The 16,150-nt window shown below is 61.7% G+C and carries 13 protein-coding genes; 12 read left to right on the plus strand and 1 reads right to left on the minus strand.

The features are described 5' to 3' along the window. The first annotated feature begins 117 nt into the window (after positions 1-117). The 7 genes from pxpB (at position 118) to DNI29_RS17430 (ending at position 5,286) form a co-directional block, all read left to right on the plus strand. Positions 118-861, plus strand: a complete 744-nt coding sequence (gene pxpB, locus DNI29_RS17405) for a 5-oxoprolinase subunit PxpB (protein WP_110979398.1) — start codon at positions 118-120, stop codon at positions 859-861. After that, a complete protein-coding gene (locus DNI29_RS17410) occupies positions 851-1,858 on the plus strand; it encodes a 5-oxoprolinase subunit C family protein (RefSeq protein ID WP_110979399.1) in 1,008 nt (335 codons plus the stop codon). The genes pxpB and DNI29_RS17410 overlap by 11 nt, the downstream gene beginning before the upstream one ends. Continuing rightward, positions 1,855-2,634, plus strand: coding sequence for a LamB/YcsF family protein (locus tag DNI29_RS17415; RefSeq protein WP_110979400.1), 780 nt, complete (start codon positions 1,855-1,857; stop codon positions 2,632-2,634). The genes DNI29_RS17410 and DNI29_RS17415 overlap by 4 nt, the downstream gene beginning before the upstream one ends. After that, a complete protein-coding gene (locus DNI29_RS17420) occupies positions 2,631-3,821 on the plus strand; it encodes an NRAMP family divalent metal transporter (protein ID WP_238388132.1) in 1,191 nt (396 codons plus the stop codon). The genes DNI29_RS17415 and DNI29_RS17420 overlap by 4 nt, the downstream gene beginning before the upstream one ends. A gap of 18 nt (positions 3,822-3,839) precedes the next feature. Continuing rightward, a complete protein-coding gene (locus DNI29_RS24210; protein WP_123823300.1) occupies positions 3,840-4,040 on the plus strand; it encodes a hypothetical protein in 201 nt (66 codons plus the stop codon). 154 nt (positions 4,041-4,194) lie between these two features. Then, positions 4,195-4,749, plus strand: a complete 555-nt coding sequence (locus tag DNI29_RS17425; RefSeq protein WP_110979401.1) for a peptide deformylase — start codon at positions 4,195-4,197, stop codon at positions 4,747-4,749. A gap of 174 nt (positions 4,750-4,923) precedes the next feature. Beyond that, entirely contained in the window at positions 4,924-5,286 is a 363-nt protein-coding gene (locus tag DNI29_RS17430) for an Imm51 family immunity protein (RefSeq protein WP_110979402.1), read from the plus strand. 219 nt (positions 5,287-5,505) lie between these two features. Here DNI29_RS17430 and DNI29_RS17435 read toward each other — a convergent pair whose 3' ends face one another. Continuing rightward, complete coding sequence (locus tag DNI29_RS17435) at positions 5,506-7,944, minus strand: zinc-dependent metalloprotease (RefSeq protein ID WP_202910497.1); 2,439 nt, start codon at positions 7,942-7,944, stop codon at positions 5,506-5,508. Positions 7,945-8,338: 394 nt separating this feature from the next. On the opposite strand from DNI29_RS17435, the gene DNI29_RS17440 reads away from it, so the two are divergent. From DNI29_RS17440 to DNI29_RS17465, 5 genes are all read left to right on the plus strand, one after another. Continuing rightward, positions 8,339-8,887 (plus strand): CbrC family protein, encoded by a 549-nt coding sequence (locus DNI29_RS17440; RefSeq protein WP_110979403.1) that lies wholly within the window; start codon positions 8,339-8,341, stop codon positions 8,885-8,887. Positions 8,888-8,922: 35 nt separating this feature from the next. Continuing rightward, entirely contained in the window at positions 8,923-10,041 is a 1,119-nt protein-coding gene (locus DNI29_RS17445; RefSeq protein WP_202910499.1) for a VWA domain-containing protein, read from the plus strand. Between the two features lie 589 nt (positions 10,042-10,630). Beyond that, positions 10,631-11,584, plus strand: coding sequence for a UTP--glucose-1-phosphate uridylyltransferase (locus DNI29_RS17455; RefSeq protein ID WP_238388133.1), 954 nt, complete (start codon positions 10,631-10,633; stop codon positions 11,582-11,584). 207 nt (positions 11,585-11,791) lie between these two features. Further along, a complete protein-coding gene (locus DNI29_RS17460; protein WP_110979405.1) occupies positions 11,792-15,127 on the plus strand; it encodes a UTP--glucose-1-phosphate uridylyltransferase in 3,336 nt (1,111 codons plus the stop codon). A 265-nt stretch (positions 15,128-15,392) separates the two neighbouring features. Next, positions 15,393-16,070: a response regulator gene (locus tag DNI29_RS17465; protein WP_110979406.1), complete on the plus strand. Its 678-nt coding sequence runs from the start codon at positions 15,393-15,395 to the stop codon at positions 16,068-16,070. The last annotated feature ends 80 nt before the right edge of the window (positions 16,071-16,150 follow it).

The raw sequence follows: 16,150 nt of genomic DNA on the forward strand, positions 1-16,150 counted from the left end.
GGCTACCAGGCCCAGGGCCAACAAAAACACGCTGCGGCGCGCGCCGGTACTATATTGAAGCTTCATTCCGAGAGAAATTCCATCAGGTCGAACACCCAAGGTAACGCAAACCCTCCGATGGACCAGCCCCTACCCCCGCCTTCCGGCCCAACGCCGGTTCAGCTCTACCCCCTCGGCGACGCGGCCGTGGTGCTGAAATTCGGCGAAAGTATCAGCGAGGCCACGCACCGCACCATTCAGGCCGTGGGCGCCAGCCTCGATGCCCACCCGTTTCCGGGGTTGCTGGAATACGTGCCGGCCTTCACTACCCTCACTGTGTACTACGACCCGTGGGTGGTGAGCCAGGCCGGCCAGCAAGACCCCTACCAACGCGTTTCGGAGTCGCTCCGGCAGCTGCTGCACCAATTGCCTGAACTACCCGCCCCCGACGCGGCGCCGGTGGTCGAAATTCCGGTGTGCTACGGCGGCGCTTTCGGGCCTGATCTGGACCTACTGAGCCGCTACACCGGCTTGGCGGCAGAGGAGGTTATCCGCCTGCATACCGAGCCCGAGTACCTGGTGTACATGATTGGTTTCGCGCCGGGCTTTCCCTACCTGGGCGGAATGAACGAACGGCTGGCGGCCCCGCGCAAAACTCAGCCCCGGCCCCTGGTGCCGGCGGGCGCGGTGGGCATTGCCGGCCGTCAGACGGGCATCTACTCCCTCCCCACCCCGGGCGGCTGGCAGCTGATTGGGCGCACCCCGCGCCGCCTGTTCACGCCCGAGGCAACGTCGCCGAGCTTGCTGCGGGCGGGCCAGCGGCTGCGGTTCGTGCCCATTTCTGAAGCCGAGTACCAGCACCTGCAGGAACATGAGCTGTAGCATTCTTCGGCCGGGCCTGCTCACCACCATTCAGGATGGCGGCCGCCGGGGCTACCGGCAGGCGGGCGTGATTGTCAGCGGCCCCATGGACAGCCTGGCCCTGCGCGTGGGCAATCTGCTGGTGAACAACCCGCCCGGAGCGGCCGGCCTGGAAATTACCTTGCTGGGGCCTACCCTCCGGTTTGAAACCGACCATCTGCTGGCCCTGACCGGCGCCGATTTATCGGCTACTCTCGACGGCGAGTTCCTACCCCTCAACCGGCCCGTAGCCGTCAGGCGCGGCAGTGAGCTGGCCTTCGGGCCGGCCCGCTCGGGCTGTCGGGCCTACCTGGCTTTTTCCGGGGGACTGGCGGTGCCAGCGGTGCTAGGCAGCCAATCAACCTACCTGCGGGCCGGCCTGGGTGGCCTGGAAGGGCGCGCCTTGCGGGCCGGCGACCTACTGCCCGCCCCTGGCCCGACGCCCGCCGGGCAGCGCCTGCACCAGCAGTTGCTCAGCCCACAACCCAGTCCGCACTGGGCCACTACGCCCTGGTTTCCGGATCCGACCCTGACGCCGGGGCCAGAAGCGGCGCCGGTCATTCGGGCCCTGCGGGGGCCGGAGTACGACTTGTTCACGCCGGCCAGCCAGCGGGCTTTCTGGGAGGAAGAGTTTACCGTGACGCCGCAATCGGACCGCATGGGCTACCGGCTGGCCGGGCCGGAACTGCAGCGCCGCGCCGAGCAGGAAATTCTCTCTTCAGCCGTTACATTCGGCACCGTGCAGGTACCCGCTTCCGGCGCGCCCATCGTCTTGCTGGCTGACCATCAGACCACCGGCGGCTACCCCCGCATCGGGCAGGTCATCACCGCCGACTTTTCCCGCCTGGCTCAGGTGCCGCCGGGGGGTAGGCTGCGCTTTCAGGAGGTCAGCCTCACGGAAGCGCACTACTGGTACCTGCACCAGGAAAAAACCATTCAGCAACTCCAACGGGGCCTCGCCCTTTTCCATTATCGATGAATCAACCCTACGCCGTCGACCTGAACTGTGATATGGGGGAAAGCTTTGGCGCCTACCCCCTGGGCCACGACGAAGCCATTCTGCCCTTCGTGACTTCTGCCAACATTGCCTGCGGCTACCACGCCGGCGACCCGGCCGTGATGAAGCGCACCGTGCGCCTGGCCCTGAAGCACGGGGTAGCCATTGGGGCCCACCCCGGCCTGCCCGACCTAGTAGGCTTCGGCCGCCGCGAAATGGCGGTTTCGCCTGAGGAGGCCTACGATATGACGGTGTACCAGCTGGGCGCCCTGGCCGCTTTCGTACGGGCCGAGGGGGGCACGGTGCACCATGTAAAGCCCCACGGCGCCCTCTACAACATGGCCGCGGTAAACCCCGCCCTGGCCGAGGCCCTGGCCGAAGCCGTGTACCGCGTGCACCCCGAAGCCTGCCTGTACGGGCTGGCCGGCAGCGCCCTCATCAGCGCCGGCCACAAGCTGGGCCTGGCCACCGCCCACGAGGTGTTTGCCGACCGTACCTACCAGCCCAACGGCACGCTCACGCCTCGCCGCCAGCCCGACGCCCTGATTACAGACGCCGATAAGGCCATCAGCCAGGTGGTGCGCATGGTGAAGGACGGGCGGGTGCGCGCCCAATCCGGCGCGGACGTCGCCATTCAGGCCGATACCGTGTGCCTACACGGCGACGGTGCTCACGCCCTGGCGTTTGCCCAGCAGATTAGGGCGCGGCTGGAGCAGGAAGGCATTGCCGTGCGCACCCATCAGCCGGTTTCCGCGTGAGGCCGGCCCGCAACTGGGGCGTGCTGCTGGGCGCCGCCTTCCTGATGGCTACCTCGGCCGTAGGGCCGGGCTTTCTCACCCAAACCACCGTCTTTACCCAGTCGTTGGGGGCCAGCTTTGGCTTCGTTATCCTAACCTCTATTCTGATTGACATTGGGGTGCAGCTCAACATCTGGCGGGTTATTGCCGTGTCGGAGCTGCGCGCCCCCGATATTGCCAACCGCGTCTTGCCGGGGCTGGGCGGCTGTATTTCCCTACTGATTGTGCTGGGCGGGCTGGCCTTCAACATCGGGAACGTGGGCGGGGCGGGCCTGGGGCTGGAGGTACTCACGGGCCTCCCGGTAGCCTGGTGCGCGGTGCTGGCGGCGGCCCTGGCACTTGCTGTTTTTCTGGTGCGCGAGGCTGGCCCGCTCATGGACCGGTTTGCCCAACTCATGGGCCTAGTCATGATTCTGGCCATCATCTACGTGGCCGTGGTTACCCAGCCGCCGATGGCCGAAGCCGCTCTGTGCACCGTCGTTCCCGCTACCATCGACTACCGGGCCATTATCACCCTGGTGGGTGGCACGGTGGGCGGCTACATCACCTTTTCCGGCGGGCACCGCCTCCTCGACGCCGGCATAAAAGGCCCGGCCGCCCTGCCCGAGGTATCGCGCAGCGCCATTATGGGCATATCAGTAGCTTCCCTGATTCGGGTGCTGCTGTTTCTGGCTACGCTGGGGGTAGTAGCCCGCGGCCTGGCCATCGACGAGGGCAACCCCACGGCTTCGGTGTTTCAGCTGGCCGCCGGCTCCGTGGGCTACAAGTTGTTTGGGGTGGTGATGTTCGCGGCGGCCATTACTTCCATTATCGGCTCGGCCTACACGTCGGTTTCCTTTCTGAAGTCGATGCGCCCCAGTATTGCTGCCCACGAAAACCGCTGGATTATCGGGTTCATCATTTTCTCGACTCTGGTATTCGTGGGGGTAGGCAAACCGGTGAGCGTGCTGGTCTGGGCCGGGGCCCTGAACGGCTTCATTCTGCCCATTACTCTGGGCACCCTGCTCGCGGCCGCCTACCGCCCCAGCGTAGTAGGGAGCTACCGCCACCCGCTGGCCCTGACGGTATTCGGGGTGCTGGTCGTGCTCCTGATGACGTGGATGAGTGGCGCCGTACTGGTAGAGCAGGTAATGGGGCTCGGGAAATAACCTGCTAACATGACCTGTATGAAACTCCTACCCCGCCTGCTGGTCGCAACCCTGCCCCTACTGGCTGCGGGCTGCGCCGGCCGCCCGACTCAACCGGCTTACGACCTAGTTATCACCCACGCCAACGTGGTGAACGTGGAAACTGGTCGGGTATACACCGCCGCGCCAGATGCTGTAAGACGTCAAGCACTCCAAGTAGAACTAGAACTAGCAAGCTAATTCCCCTCCTCAGATGAGGAGGGGCTAGGGGTGGTTGATGTACCTGAACATCAACTAGTATCTAATCTAGGGCTAGTTTTTAGCTCTAGTTTCTCAACCGCCCCTAGCCCCTCCTCAGATGAGGAGGGGAACTAGCTTCAACATCAGATTCTTTATGCCCATCCGCGACATTCTGCAGCTTGGCCACCCTACCCTGCGTGCGGTGGCCGAACCCGTAGCCGACCCTACCTCTGTCGACATAGCCAACCTCGTCACGGACCTGACCGACACCGTGGCCCACTGGCGCGACACCACCGGCTACGGCCGCGCCATTGCCGCGCCCCAGATTGGCGAGCTGCAGCGCGTGATTCTGCTCCGCCTGCCGGGTCGTCCGGTCTGGCCGCTTATCAACCCCAGTATCATCGACCACAGCCCCGAAAAACTAGTGGTTTGGGATGCCTGCCTCTCCTTCCTGTCCATTTTCATGCAGGTGGAGCGCTACGCTTGGATTCGGGTGCGCTACCAGGACTTGGACGGCCACTGGCACGAAACCCACGCCGGCCCCGAGGACGACCTAGCCGAACTGCTCCAGCACGAAATCGACCATCTCGACGGCATCTTGTCTATTGACCGCATGGTGGACGTGAAGTCGCTCTGCTCCCGCGAGGAGTTCGAGCGCCAGTTCAAGGCCGACAGCCCGTACGGACGTAGTGGCGAAGTTGTGAAGTAGTAAACCTATTTGTCATTCTGAGCCCCAGCGAAGGACCGCTACTGCTTTGTTGCAATGGCAATTAGTTACCTTCTGTAGAAGTCCTTCGTCCTCGCTTGATGCGCGACATGATCAGGATGACAGTTTTGTAGTCATGCACTGCTGCTTCGCCTGGCTACCCCTACCTTGCACCTCATGGCCAACCCCTACTACCCCTTCCTCATCTACGACCTGCAGGAGCACGCTACCCCCGAGCGCCAATACCGCATTGTTGTCGACTTATCAGAAATGGATGACTACTACGCCGTGTTTGAAAAGCACGGTTTCAGCGGCAACGGCGCTTCCTGGGCTGAGCACATCGAAACCATTGTAGAGGAACACGCCCCGGAGCTGCTGGACCACCTGGAGCTAGCCGGCGAAGGCGACATCTTCCGCGTTTACGCTGACAGCTGGGCCGCAACGCAGCAGTTCCTGCACCTGGTCCACCCCATCTTCGCCGACCTAGGCAGCCTCAACAAATACCTCAGCCAAGCCGACCCTGGCGACTTTTTTGAGTAGAATTGGTCAGTACTAAAAAATTCAAGTTGTGGATTAGAGCTGGTTGCTAGCTCTAATCCACAACTTGAATTTTTTAGTCACATAAAACTGTCATGCTGAGCGCAGTCGAAGCATCTCTACCGCTTCGTCCTCACTATTGAGTTAGCCAGAGGTAGAGATGCTTCGGCTCCGCTCAGCATGACTGTTCTTATATAGCCGCTAGGGTAAGCTTACGCTCCCTCAAAATCCAGCGCAGCCGTCCTCGCTGCCAATGGGGGCGCCATCGGGCATGGGTAAGGCGGGGGCGGGCTGGAATTTCTCGGGGGTTTCTTCGAACTGCTGGATGGTGCGCAGGGCGGCAAACATGGTGGCTTTGCGGTTCTCGTCTTTGTTTGATTTCACCTCCTTTTGGAGCCAGGTTTTTAGCTCGTCCACTTTCATGGTGGTCAGGGCCTTTACGCCGGCGGGCGCTTGCGGGGTGGCAGCCAGGGCCAGCAGGCGGTGCAGGGTAAGCGTATTTACCAGGCGCTGCAGCTCGCCGGGGTAGCCGGCTTCGGGCTTGGCCTGCCAGGTTTGTTTCATCAGCCGGTCGAGCACGGCGGCCAGGCCGGGCTGCTCTTGGTGGCGGGCGTGGTACTCTTCGAGGCGGGCGGCGCGCTGGGGGTTCAGCAGAAACTCCAGGGTAGTAGCCGCCGCCGATTCGGCCGCGCCGGTGGGGTCGAAGGTCAGGCCGGTGCGGGCGCTGAAGGTTTCGCGGGTGCGCGGGTAGTTCACGGGGCGGGGCGGAATCTTAGTCAGTAGCTCTTCCGAGAGGGCTAGTTCGCGAGGCGAAATCGTGCGCATAAGCGCGTCGAAGGCTTTCCACTGCTCGGCGGGCTCTACTAGGCGCGTTACGGTCTGGCCGTCGCCCTTCACGGCATAAGTATAGTAGAGGCCGCCCAGCACTTTGGAGGTAGCCTCTACCTGGTAGCGCTGCAGGAGGTACATGGGCACGAGCACTTCTTCCAGCGTAGCCATGGGCTGATTGGGGGCAATGGCTTTTTCGGAGAAGCGGTCCAGCACGGCCCGGCGCACATCCATGACGTGGTTCAGCTCGTCGGCGGCGCTGGTGCCGTTGTCCCAGAGGTGGGCCAGCGGGTGAGCCCCACCCTGAGCCCGCGCGTCGGCGTCGGCCATGAACACGTAACCGTCCCGCAGCGTCTGGGTGATGATATTCTTGAGCGCAACGGCTTCATCGGCCTGGGGGCCAAAATCCTGGTAGCCATAGAGAATGGCACGCTTATCCCAGGAGCCGATTTCGGTGGTGTAGGCCTCGCTCAGGTCCACGGTGCCATCGGGGCGGAGTTTGAGGCGGGGCACGGGGTAGTCCATCACCGACGACCGGTCCCGGGTGCTGGCGGCGTAGTTGTGGTACAGGCCTAGGGTGTGGCCTACCTCGTGGGCGGCCAGCTGGCGCAGGCGGGCCATGCTTACGCGCAGCATTTCGGGGCTGGTGGGCTTGCCGTCCTCGTAAGGCTGCAGCAGCCCTTCGGCAATCAGGTAGTCCTGCCGCTCGCGCAAGGAGCCCAACGACACCTGCCCCTTGAGGATCTCGCCGGTGCGCGGGTCCACGATGGAGGAGCCGTACGACCAGCCACGGGAGGAGCGGTGAATCCACTGAATCAGGTTGTAGCGGATGTCCATGGGGTCTACGCCCTCGGGCAGCATCTTCACCTGAAAGGCGTTGCGGTAGCCGGCTGCCTCAAAGGCCTGGTTCCACCACGCGGCCCCTTCCAGCAGGGCCGAGCGCACGGGCTCGGGCGTGCCCCGGTCGAGGTAGTACACGATGGGCTCCACCGGCTCACTCACGGCCACGGTGGGGTCTTTCTTCTGGAGGCGGTGCCGCACAATCTGTCGCTTCTGGATGGGCTGGTCGATGGGCGCGGCGTAGTCCATGTACTCGTTGGCGAAGTAGCCAGCCCGCGGATCGAAGGCCCGGGGCTTGTACTTATCGTCGGGCAGCTGAATGAAGGAGTGGTGCAGGTGCACTGTCACGGCGCTGGGGTCGGGCGTAACGGAGTTGATTTCGCGGCCTTTGCCCTTGCCCGTGAGCGTCAGCACGGCTTCAAACTCGGTGTTCTGCGGAAACGACTTGGTGTTGGGCAGAAATACCGCCGAGCGGCTTTCCTCGGCCTTGTAAGAGCCCTGCTTCAGGTCCTCGAGCTTGTCGGCGAGCTGGTGAGAGTCGCGCAGCAGAAAGGGCGTCAAATCAATCAGCACGCGGTTTCCCTCCTGGGCTTCGGCCTTGAAGCCCCAGAGTACCGATTGGGCAAAGGAATTCTCCACCGACTGCCGCTCCTCGGCATTCGGGCTCACGGCCCGAAAATCGTAATTCGGCTGCAGCAGCAGAATTTTCGGGCCACTCTTCACAAACTTCACGATGCGCGTCTGCCCGATCTGGCCGCGGTCCAGGCCCAGATCGTTGGAGCCCACCCCGTTGGGTAGCGTGCTGACGTAGAGGATTTCCTGATCGAGCTTGTCAATTTCCAGCAGCACCCGGCCCGTTTTCTCGTCCCAGTAAAACGGGAAAAAGCCCGGCGACTTTTGCATGCCTTTGGTTTTCTCGGCCAGGCTTTGGGCCGAAACCAAGTGGGAGCTAACGAGCAGGGAGCCAACTAGGAGCGAGTAGAGTTTTTTCATGCAGCGGAGAGGTAGTGAAGATGGCGGAAGGTAGCGAGGGATGCGCAGTATTCAGCACAGGCCGCCGCAAGCAGTGCGCAGAACGCGTATTTTCTGCTCAGCAGCTAGCCGCCGGGAGCTACCCCCGCTTTGCTACTTAAGTCATCTTCGCTACCCCCGCCCGTCATGTCGAGCCTGTCGAGACATCTCGCGTGCCTGCGTTGAACGTCATTCCGAGCTGGTCGAGGAATCTCGCGTACTGACGTCTGATTACTACCACAACATCAGCACGCGAGATTCCTCGACCAGCTCGGAATGACGGTCTTTTATGAATATGTTCTACAATGGCAGCCGTGCGAATACAGCTGTATATTGGCAACCTAAGGCATACTTTGCGTTGTACCTCTTACTGAATATGCCCGCCAGCATCCTACCGCACTTTACGTTCAACCCCAACGCCTACACCCTGGGGCTTTTCGAGCAGAAGGACATTGTCTGCGAGTGCTGCCATCAGCCGCGCACGTACAGCTATGCCGGACCAATTTACTGCGAGGCCGAGGTGGACGCCCTGTGCCCGTGGTGCATTGCCGACGGCAGCGCGGCCGCGAAATGGGACGCGGAGTTTCAGGACTGGGCTTCCGTAGAGGGCAATTCGCCTGATCCGGCGGAAGCATCGGCTCCTATCAACGCCGCCTCACTGGAGGAAGTAGTGTCCCGCTCGCCCGGCTACAATTCCTGGCAGCAGGAAGTCTGGCTGACGCATTGCCAGGATATGTGCGTGTTCCTGGGCTACGTAGGAGGCGAGGATATCCGCCCCTTGCTCCCGGAACTACGCCCCGATTTGCAGGACTGGCCCGATGAGGAGTTTTTACTCCGGAGTCTGTCGGCTGATGGCGGCCTGACCGGGTACTTGTTCCAGTGCCGCCACTGCGGGCAGCATCGGCTCCATATTGATTGTGATTAACGTAGTTTTCGGCTCCCTATTCCCTACCCCCTGCTGTGTCTTCAACCTCTGCTGCCCGCTGGAAACTGGTGCTTGGCTCCTCCGCCGACGCCGCCAATGAAATTGCCCTGTCGCCGGATTACGGCCGCATGGATGAAGTGCTGACCCAACTCTACGACAATAACGGCGAGCGAAAAGCCGGCCTGGGCGGCTCGGCCCCCAAGGTCAGCAGCTGGCTCGGCGACATCCGTACCTACTTCCCCTCCTCGGTGGTAGCCGTGATGCAGCAAGATGCCATGGACCGGCTCGGCCTGCACCAGCTGCTACTGGAGCCCGAAGTGCTGCGCACCGTGCAGGCCGACGTGCACCTGGTGGGCACGCTTATGTCGTTGAGTCGGGTGATGCCCCAGAAGGTAAAGCATACGGCCCGTGAGGTGGTAGGGAAGGTAGTGCGCGAGCTGGAGCAGAAGCTGGCCAACCCCTTGCGCCAGGCTGTGCAGGGCGCCCTCAGCCGGGCCGTGCGCAACCCCCGCCCCCGCTACCACGAAATCAACTGGGGCGCTACCATCCGGGCCAACCTCAAGCACTATCAGCCCGAGTACAAAACGGTGGTGCCGGAAAAGCTCATCGGCTACGGGCGGCGCGGGCAGGCGCTCAAGGAAATTGTGCTCTGCGTGGACCAGAGCGGTTCCATGGCCTCCTCGGTGGTGTACGCCGGGGTGTTCGGGGCGGTGCTGGCGTCCATCAAGGCTGTGAAAACCCACATGGTGGTGTTCGATACAGCTGTGGTCAACCTCTCGGAAGACCTGCAGGACCCGGTAGACCTGTTGTTCGGGGTGCAGCTTGGGGGCGGCACCGACATCAATCTGGCCCTCACCTACTGCCAGCAGCTTATCACCCGCCCCACCGATACCATCCTAGTGCTCATCAGCGACTTATACGAGGGCGGTAATGAGCGGGAAATGATAAAGCGGGCCGCCGCCCTTAAAGCAGCCGGCGTAACCGTAGTGGCCCTGCTCGCCCTCGCCGATGATGGCGCTCCTTCCTTTGACAGGCGCGTGGCTGAGCAGTTCGCCGCCCTGGGCATCCCGAGCTTCGCCTGCACCCCAGCCCAGTTCCCGCAGCTCATGGCCGCCGCCATTCAGGGCCAGGAATTGAAAGCTGCACCGTTGTAGCTTGCCTGAATGGGGCTACCTTACTCAACCCAGGGAAACTACAAAACTATAGGACCGTGTCATGCTGAGCGCAGCCGAAGCAACTCTCCCGCTTCGTTCTCCCGTCAGAAGTTAGCCAGAGGTAGAGATGCTTCGGCTGCGCTCAGCATGACAGTTATTTTATTCGTGGGGCTCAGCATGACAATTACTGTGACAATGTTAGCTGAGCGAGATACTGCGCCTCTGGCTCTGCGTGACGGGTTTTACGTACTGGTCAACTTCTCTGCCCCAGTATTCTCAGGTCTTGATCAACCTTTGCAAGGGCACTGGTGGGCATGGAAGCTTATGCCAAAGCAGGTTGAAACTGCCTAAACTACCGGCAACGATTTCGGTAGAATTTCTCTACTATCGGCACTAGCCTAACCTTATAAACCACTGGCTTATAGCCTATAGTAAGCAGGATTACAGACCCGTAGGTAGCAGCATCCGCCCTTTTTTCGGTGTTTCTTTGCGGCTGCTTTTCGCATCGTTTCCTGATGCGTGTTCATCCGTATTGCTTTACTTCTGGCGCTACCCTATGCGGGGCGCCTCCTGCTTGCTTTTGGCGTTTATGATGAAAATAAAGAAGGCGGTTATTACCGCAGCGGCCCGCGGCGAGCGGCTCTACCCCGTAGCCGATACTATTCAGAAAGCCATGCTGCCGGTGGTAGACGTGGATGGCCTGCACAAGCCCGTTATTCAGATTATTGCCGAGGAAGCTCTGAGCAGCGGCATCGAGGAGCTGTGCGTGGTGTGCGCCCCCGGCGACGGGCCTCGTTACCTCGAAGCTTTCGGCTCCCTGCGCGACAACCTGCTCAAGTCCTACCAGGGTATCGACTGGGCCCGCGAAGAAGCCGAGAAAATCGACCACCTGCTCAGCCGTCTGCAGTTTGCCGAGCAGCACGAGGCCCGCGGCTACGGCCACGCCGTGTACTGCGCCCGTGAGTTTGTCGGCAACGAGCCCTTCCTGCTCCTACTCGGCGACTACCTCTACGTTTCCGACGTGCCCCGGCAGCGCTGCGCCGCCCAGCTACTGGCCCTGGCCGCGCAGGAAGGCTGCTCCGTGTCGGCCGTGAACCCTACCATTGAGCATCAGGTAAGCCGCTACGGCACCATCACGGGCAAGCACCTAGCCGGTCAGATTGGGGTGTACCAGATTGATAAAATCATTGAGAAGCCCTCGTTGAGCCTCGCTGAGTTGGAGCTGCAGACACCCGGGCTGCGGGCCGGCTACTACCTCTGCTTCTTCGGTATGCACGTACTCACGCCCGCTGTGTTCAGCATTCTGCAGCCCCAGATTGAAGCGGGTGGCCCGAACGTGCTACTCACCCCAGCCCTGCAGGAGCTGGCTACCACCGAGAAATACTTGGCCCTGGAAGTGAAAGGCAACCGCTACGACCTCAGCCGCAAGCAGGGCCTGTTCCGTGCCCAAATTGCCCTGGGCCTGGCCGGCGAAGCCCACGACGAAACCCTCACCACCCTGGTAGAGCTACTGGCCGAAGCCAACAGCCGCAAAGGAAAGTAAAAGGCTGAGAACAACTGATCTGGAACAGCAGGTTTGCCCGTCATTCCGAGCTGGTCGAGGAATCTCGCATGCTGACGTTGGATTGCTATTCAGACTTCAGTACGCAAGATTCCTCGACCAGCTCGGAATGACGGACTATGTAAACAACAAGTGCTCCTTAGCCTGCTCCTACCGTAGCACCTACTTTATAAGACCTTACGCATCTGCATGAATGCATTCATAGATACCATTACCTCCCCGGACCCGGCGGCGCGCAACCGCTCGTTCTACGAGTTGAGCCGCGGGCTGCCGGCCCGGGAGCTGCTGCGCTACCTGCGGGAGCTGGACGAGTTTCGGAAAGCTACCCCCAACCTCTACGACAAGGTGCGGGCCATCCTGTTCCTGTACGCCGGCTTCCGGTTTTTCCTGCAGGAATCAGCGGAGGTAGCACCCGTAGGCAAGATTCCCTACGCGGGCTTCGAGGATTTGCTGGGCCGCCGCTTTGAGCATGCTATCAGCACCTTTCTGCGGGAGCTGGACGCGCACGGACCCAACGCTACCCTGTTCAGTGCCCTGGCCGAAAGCTACCACCACCTCTCCTTCCAGATCCTCGCCGACCAAGTGCGCAAGAGCGTGCGCTCCAGCAAAGGCAACCAGTGGATGTTCCGTGTTGGCCACCAGGAAGAGCACCCCATCCGCATTCATCCGCAGCTGCTGCAGCGCCAGGAAGGCAGTTTGTTTTACCCCATCCTGCACGAGAGTACCTCCGTGCGCATGGACCTGACGCACAGCGGCTGGTCGGATATTTTCTTTCTGGGCATGGACTACCCCGAGGGCGCGCGGGTAGTGAACCTGTCCATTGACCTGGGCGTGTTCGGGCGCGACAAAGACATTCTGCCGCCCCTGCACGCCTACGTGCGCGTGATTCCGGACCCGGTGCTGCGCCTGACCAGCATCGACCTGAACACGACCAAGGACGTGCACGACCTAGCCGACCTGTTCAACTTCGGCAACGACTACCTAAGCCTGGTGAAGGCCGGCGTGATTGCCTCGGGCCTGATTCCACCCTCCTTCGAGGGTACCAACCAGAGCCTACCCGATATTCTGGCCCGCATGGTGGCCCCGGGCATGGGCATCGAGCTGGTGACCAAGGTAAACGACATTCCGAAAGGCTCGCGCTTTGCCGTTTCCACCAACCTGCTGGGTTCCATTATCAGCCTGCTGATGCGTGCGACGGGCCAGACCCGGCAGCTTACCGGCGGCCTCGACGAGAGCGAGCGGCGCCTGGTGGCTTCGCGGGCTATTCTGGGCGAGTGGATTGGCGGCTCGGGCGGCGGCTGGCAGGATTCCGGCGGCGTGTGGCCGGGCATCAAGGCCATTCAGGGCACGTTTGCCCAGCCCGGCGACCCGGAGTATGACATAAGTCGTGGCACGCTGCTACCCCGACACCGGGTGCTGGAGGGTGAGGAAGTGCACCCCGAAATCGGGGAGAAAATCATGAACTCTCTGGTACTCATGCACGGCGGCATGGCCTCCAACGTGGGCCCCATTCTGGAGATGGTGACGGAGAAATACCTGCTCCGCGGCGAGCAGGAATGGGCCGCCCGCCAGCAAACCAACGAGGTATTTGACAACATTCTGGCCGCTATTCGGGAGGGAGATATTCAGAAGCTGGGTGCCAACACGGCCCGTAACTTCGAGGGGCCCATCAAAACCATTATTCCCTGGGCTTCTACTTACTTCACCGAGCAGCTCATTGCCAAGGCGAAAAAGGAGTTCGGGGCCGATTATTACGGCTTTCTGATGCTCGGCGGCATGTCGGGTGGCGGCATGGGCATGTTCGTGAACCCCGCGCACTACGAGGACTACAAGCTGCGGGTGCTGGAGCTGCTGCGCCAGACCAAGCAGGAGCTGTCGGCGGCCCTACCCTTCGCCATGGAGCCGGTGGTCTACAACTGGAGCATCAACAAGCGTGGCTCCTGGGGTAGCCTGCACCAGGGGCCGGAGGCCCTGATGCCGGAGCAGTACTACGCCATTCACGTCTCGCAACTCGTGAAGCAAGAGCCGGAAACCATTTCCTACATCCGGCGGGCCGAAATCGACTTTTTCACGACCTACTGCGAGCAAAACAACCTGGCCTACCCCCTGCTGCGCACCATTGTCAGCAACCTGTTCAAGGTCTCGGACCCCACGGCCCAGGGCAACCGCAGCACGGAAAACGAGAAGGCTGAGCAGATCAAAAAGGAAAACGGCTTCGACTACATCCAGCACGAAGACATCCGGGAGGAGCTGCAGAAGGGTCGCATCGGCCTTTCGCGCAACCGGCTCTCCGCCGAAACCACCATCGAGGACGTGCAGCCCCAGGACACCGTGCAGTTTGAGGCCCTGGCCGACTACGCCGAAACCGGCGCTGCCGCCATCCGGGCGGGCAAGGTGGCGGTGCTCAGCCTGGCCGCGGGGGTAGGCAGCCGCTGGACCAAGGGCGCAGGCGTCATCAAGGCCCTGAACCCCTTCGTGGAAATGGCCGGCGTGCACCGCAGCTTCCTGGAGATTCACCTGGCCAAAACGCGCCGCGTGGCCGAGCAGTACGGGGCCGTCATTCCGCATCTGGTGGCCACCAGCTACCTCACCCACGAGCCTATTCGCAAGCAGCTGGCCGCTACCGGCAACTTCGGGTACTCGGGGCCGGTGTACCTCTCGGCGGGCCGCAGCATTGGGCAGCGGTTTGTGCCCACGGAGCGCGATTTGCGCTTTATGTGGGAGGAAATGCCCCAGGAAACCCTCGACGAAAACAAGCAGAAGGTTCGCGACGCGGTGCGGGGTAGTATGATTGCCTGGGCCAAAGGCAAGGGCGAAGGCACCGACTACGTCGACAACATTGCCGCCCAACGCTTCTCGCCCCTGGGCCACTGGTACGAGGTGTCGAACCTGCTGCGGAATGGCACCCTGGCCCAGCTCCTGCGCGAGCAGCCCCAGGTGGAAACCATCATGCTCCACAACATCGACACGCTGGGCGCCGACGTGCACGCGGCGGCCCTGGGCTACCACCTGGCCTCTCGCAACGTACTGACCTTCGAGGTGATACCGCGCCGCATTGAGGACCGCGGGGGCGGACTGGCCCGCGTGAACGGGCAGGTGCGCCTGCTCGAAGGCCTGGCCCAACCCCACGAAGAAGACGAGCTAGGCCTGAGCTACTACAATACCATGACCACCTGGATTCAGGTGGATGCGCTGCTGCAACTCTTCGGCCTCACCCGCCAGGATTTACAACAGGGCGACGAAGCCCAACTGGCCCGCGCCGTGCGCAGCGTGGCCCAGCGCATCCCTACCTACGTGACCATCAAGGACGTGAAATACCGCTGGGGCCACGGCCAGGAGGACATCTACCCCGTCGCGCAAATCGAGAAGCTCTGGAGTGATATGTCGGCTCTGCCGGACGTGCCCTGTGGCTACCTGGTGGTACCCCGCAGCCGCGGCCAGCAGATGAAGGACCCCGCCCAGCTCGACGCCTGGGTCACCGACGGCAGCAAGGACCACGTGGCTTCGCTGGCGCAGTTCGAATAGCTGGTCAACTGAGGTTGCGGGCTAGATAGCTAGAGCTATTTCCCCTCCTCAACTGAGTAGGGGAAATAGCTTCTAACTCTAGTTCTCCGTACTCCGCAACATGGGTTAGGTCAATGCTTAAAAAGCGTGTGGCTGCTGAAACCGGTAACAGGGATTCAGCAGCCACACGCTTTTATGCGTAAGATGGGGGTAGCAGTGCGAAGTACTGGAAGCAGCTTTTGACAGGTTTCCGCTTCGTGCGGCTACCCCTTACCTTGCACCCTGCATGAAAATACTCCTAGTGGAGGACGAGCCCAAGCTGGCCTCCTTCGTGAAAAAAGGCTTCGAGAATGAGGGCTACGAAATTGAAGTAGCTTACGACGGGCGCATGGGCCAGTCGCTGGCCCAGCAGCAGCGCTACGATTTGGCTATTCTCGACGTGAACCTGCCCTACGTGAATGGCTTTGAGCTATGCCGCCTGATTCGGGCGCAGGATGCCCACGTTCCGGTGCTGCTGCTCACCGCCCTCGACAGCCTCGACGATAAGGTTACCGGCTTTGAGGCCGGCGCCGATGACTACCTCGTGAAGCCCTTTGAGTTTAAGGAACTGCTGCTGCGGGCGCGCGTGCTCACCCGCCGCCACGCCGAGGGGGCCGCCGTGAAGCAAGTGCTCCGTATTGCCGACCTGGAGCTTAACCTTGACTCCAAAACCGTAACCCGCGCCGGCCAGCGCATCGACTTGACAACCAAGGAATACGCTCTGCTGGAGTACCTGCTGCTAAACCGGGGCAAAATCATTTCCCGCGTCGATATTGCCGAAAAAGTCTGGGAGCTCAACTTCGATACCAACACCAACGTCATCGACGTGTACGTGAGCTACCTGCGCAAGAAGCTCGACAAAGGCTACGATACCAAGCTGATTCATACGGTAGTAGGCATGGGTTACGTGCTGCGCGAGGGGTAGGCGGTGGTGAACCTGAGAAGTTGGCGCTCTACATCTTCAACCCTTACCCCCTGTCATCCTGAGCAGCGCGACGGACCTCT

This window comes from Hymenobacter sediminis (assembly GCF_003231285.1).
In the GTDB taxonomy this organism is placed as follows: Bacteria; Bacteroidota; Bacteroidia; order Cytophagales; family Hymenobacteraceae; genus Hymenobacter; species Hymenobacter sediminis.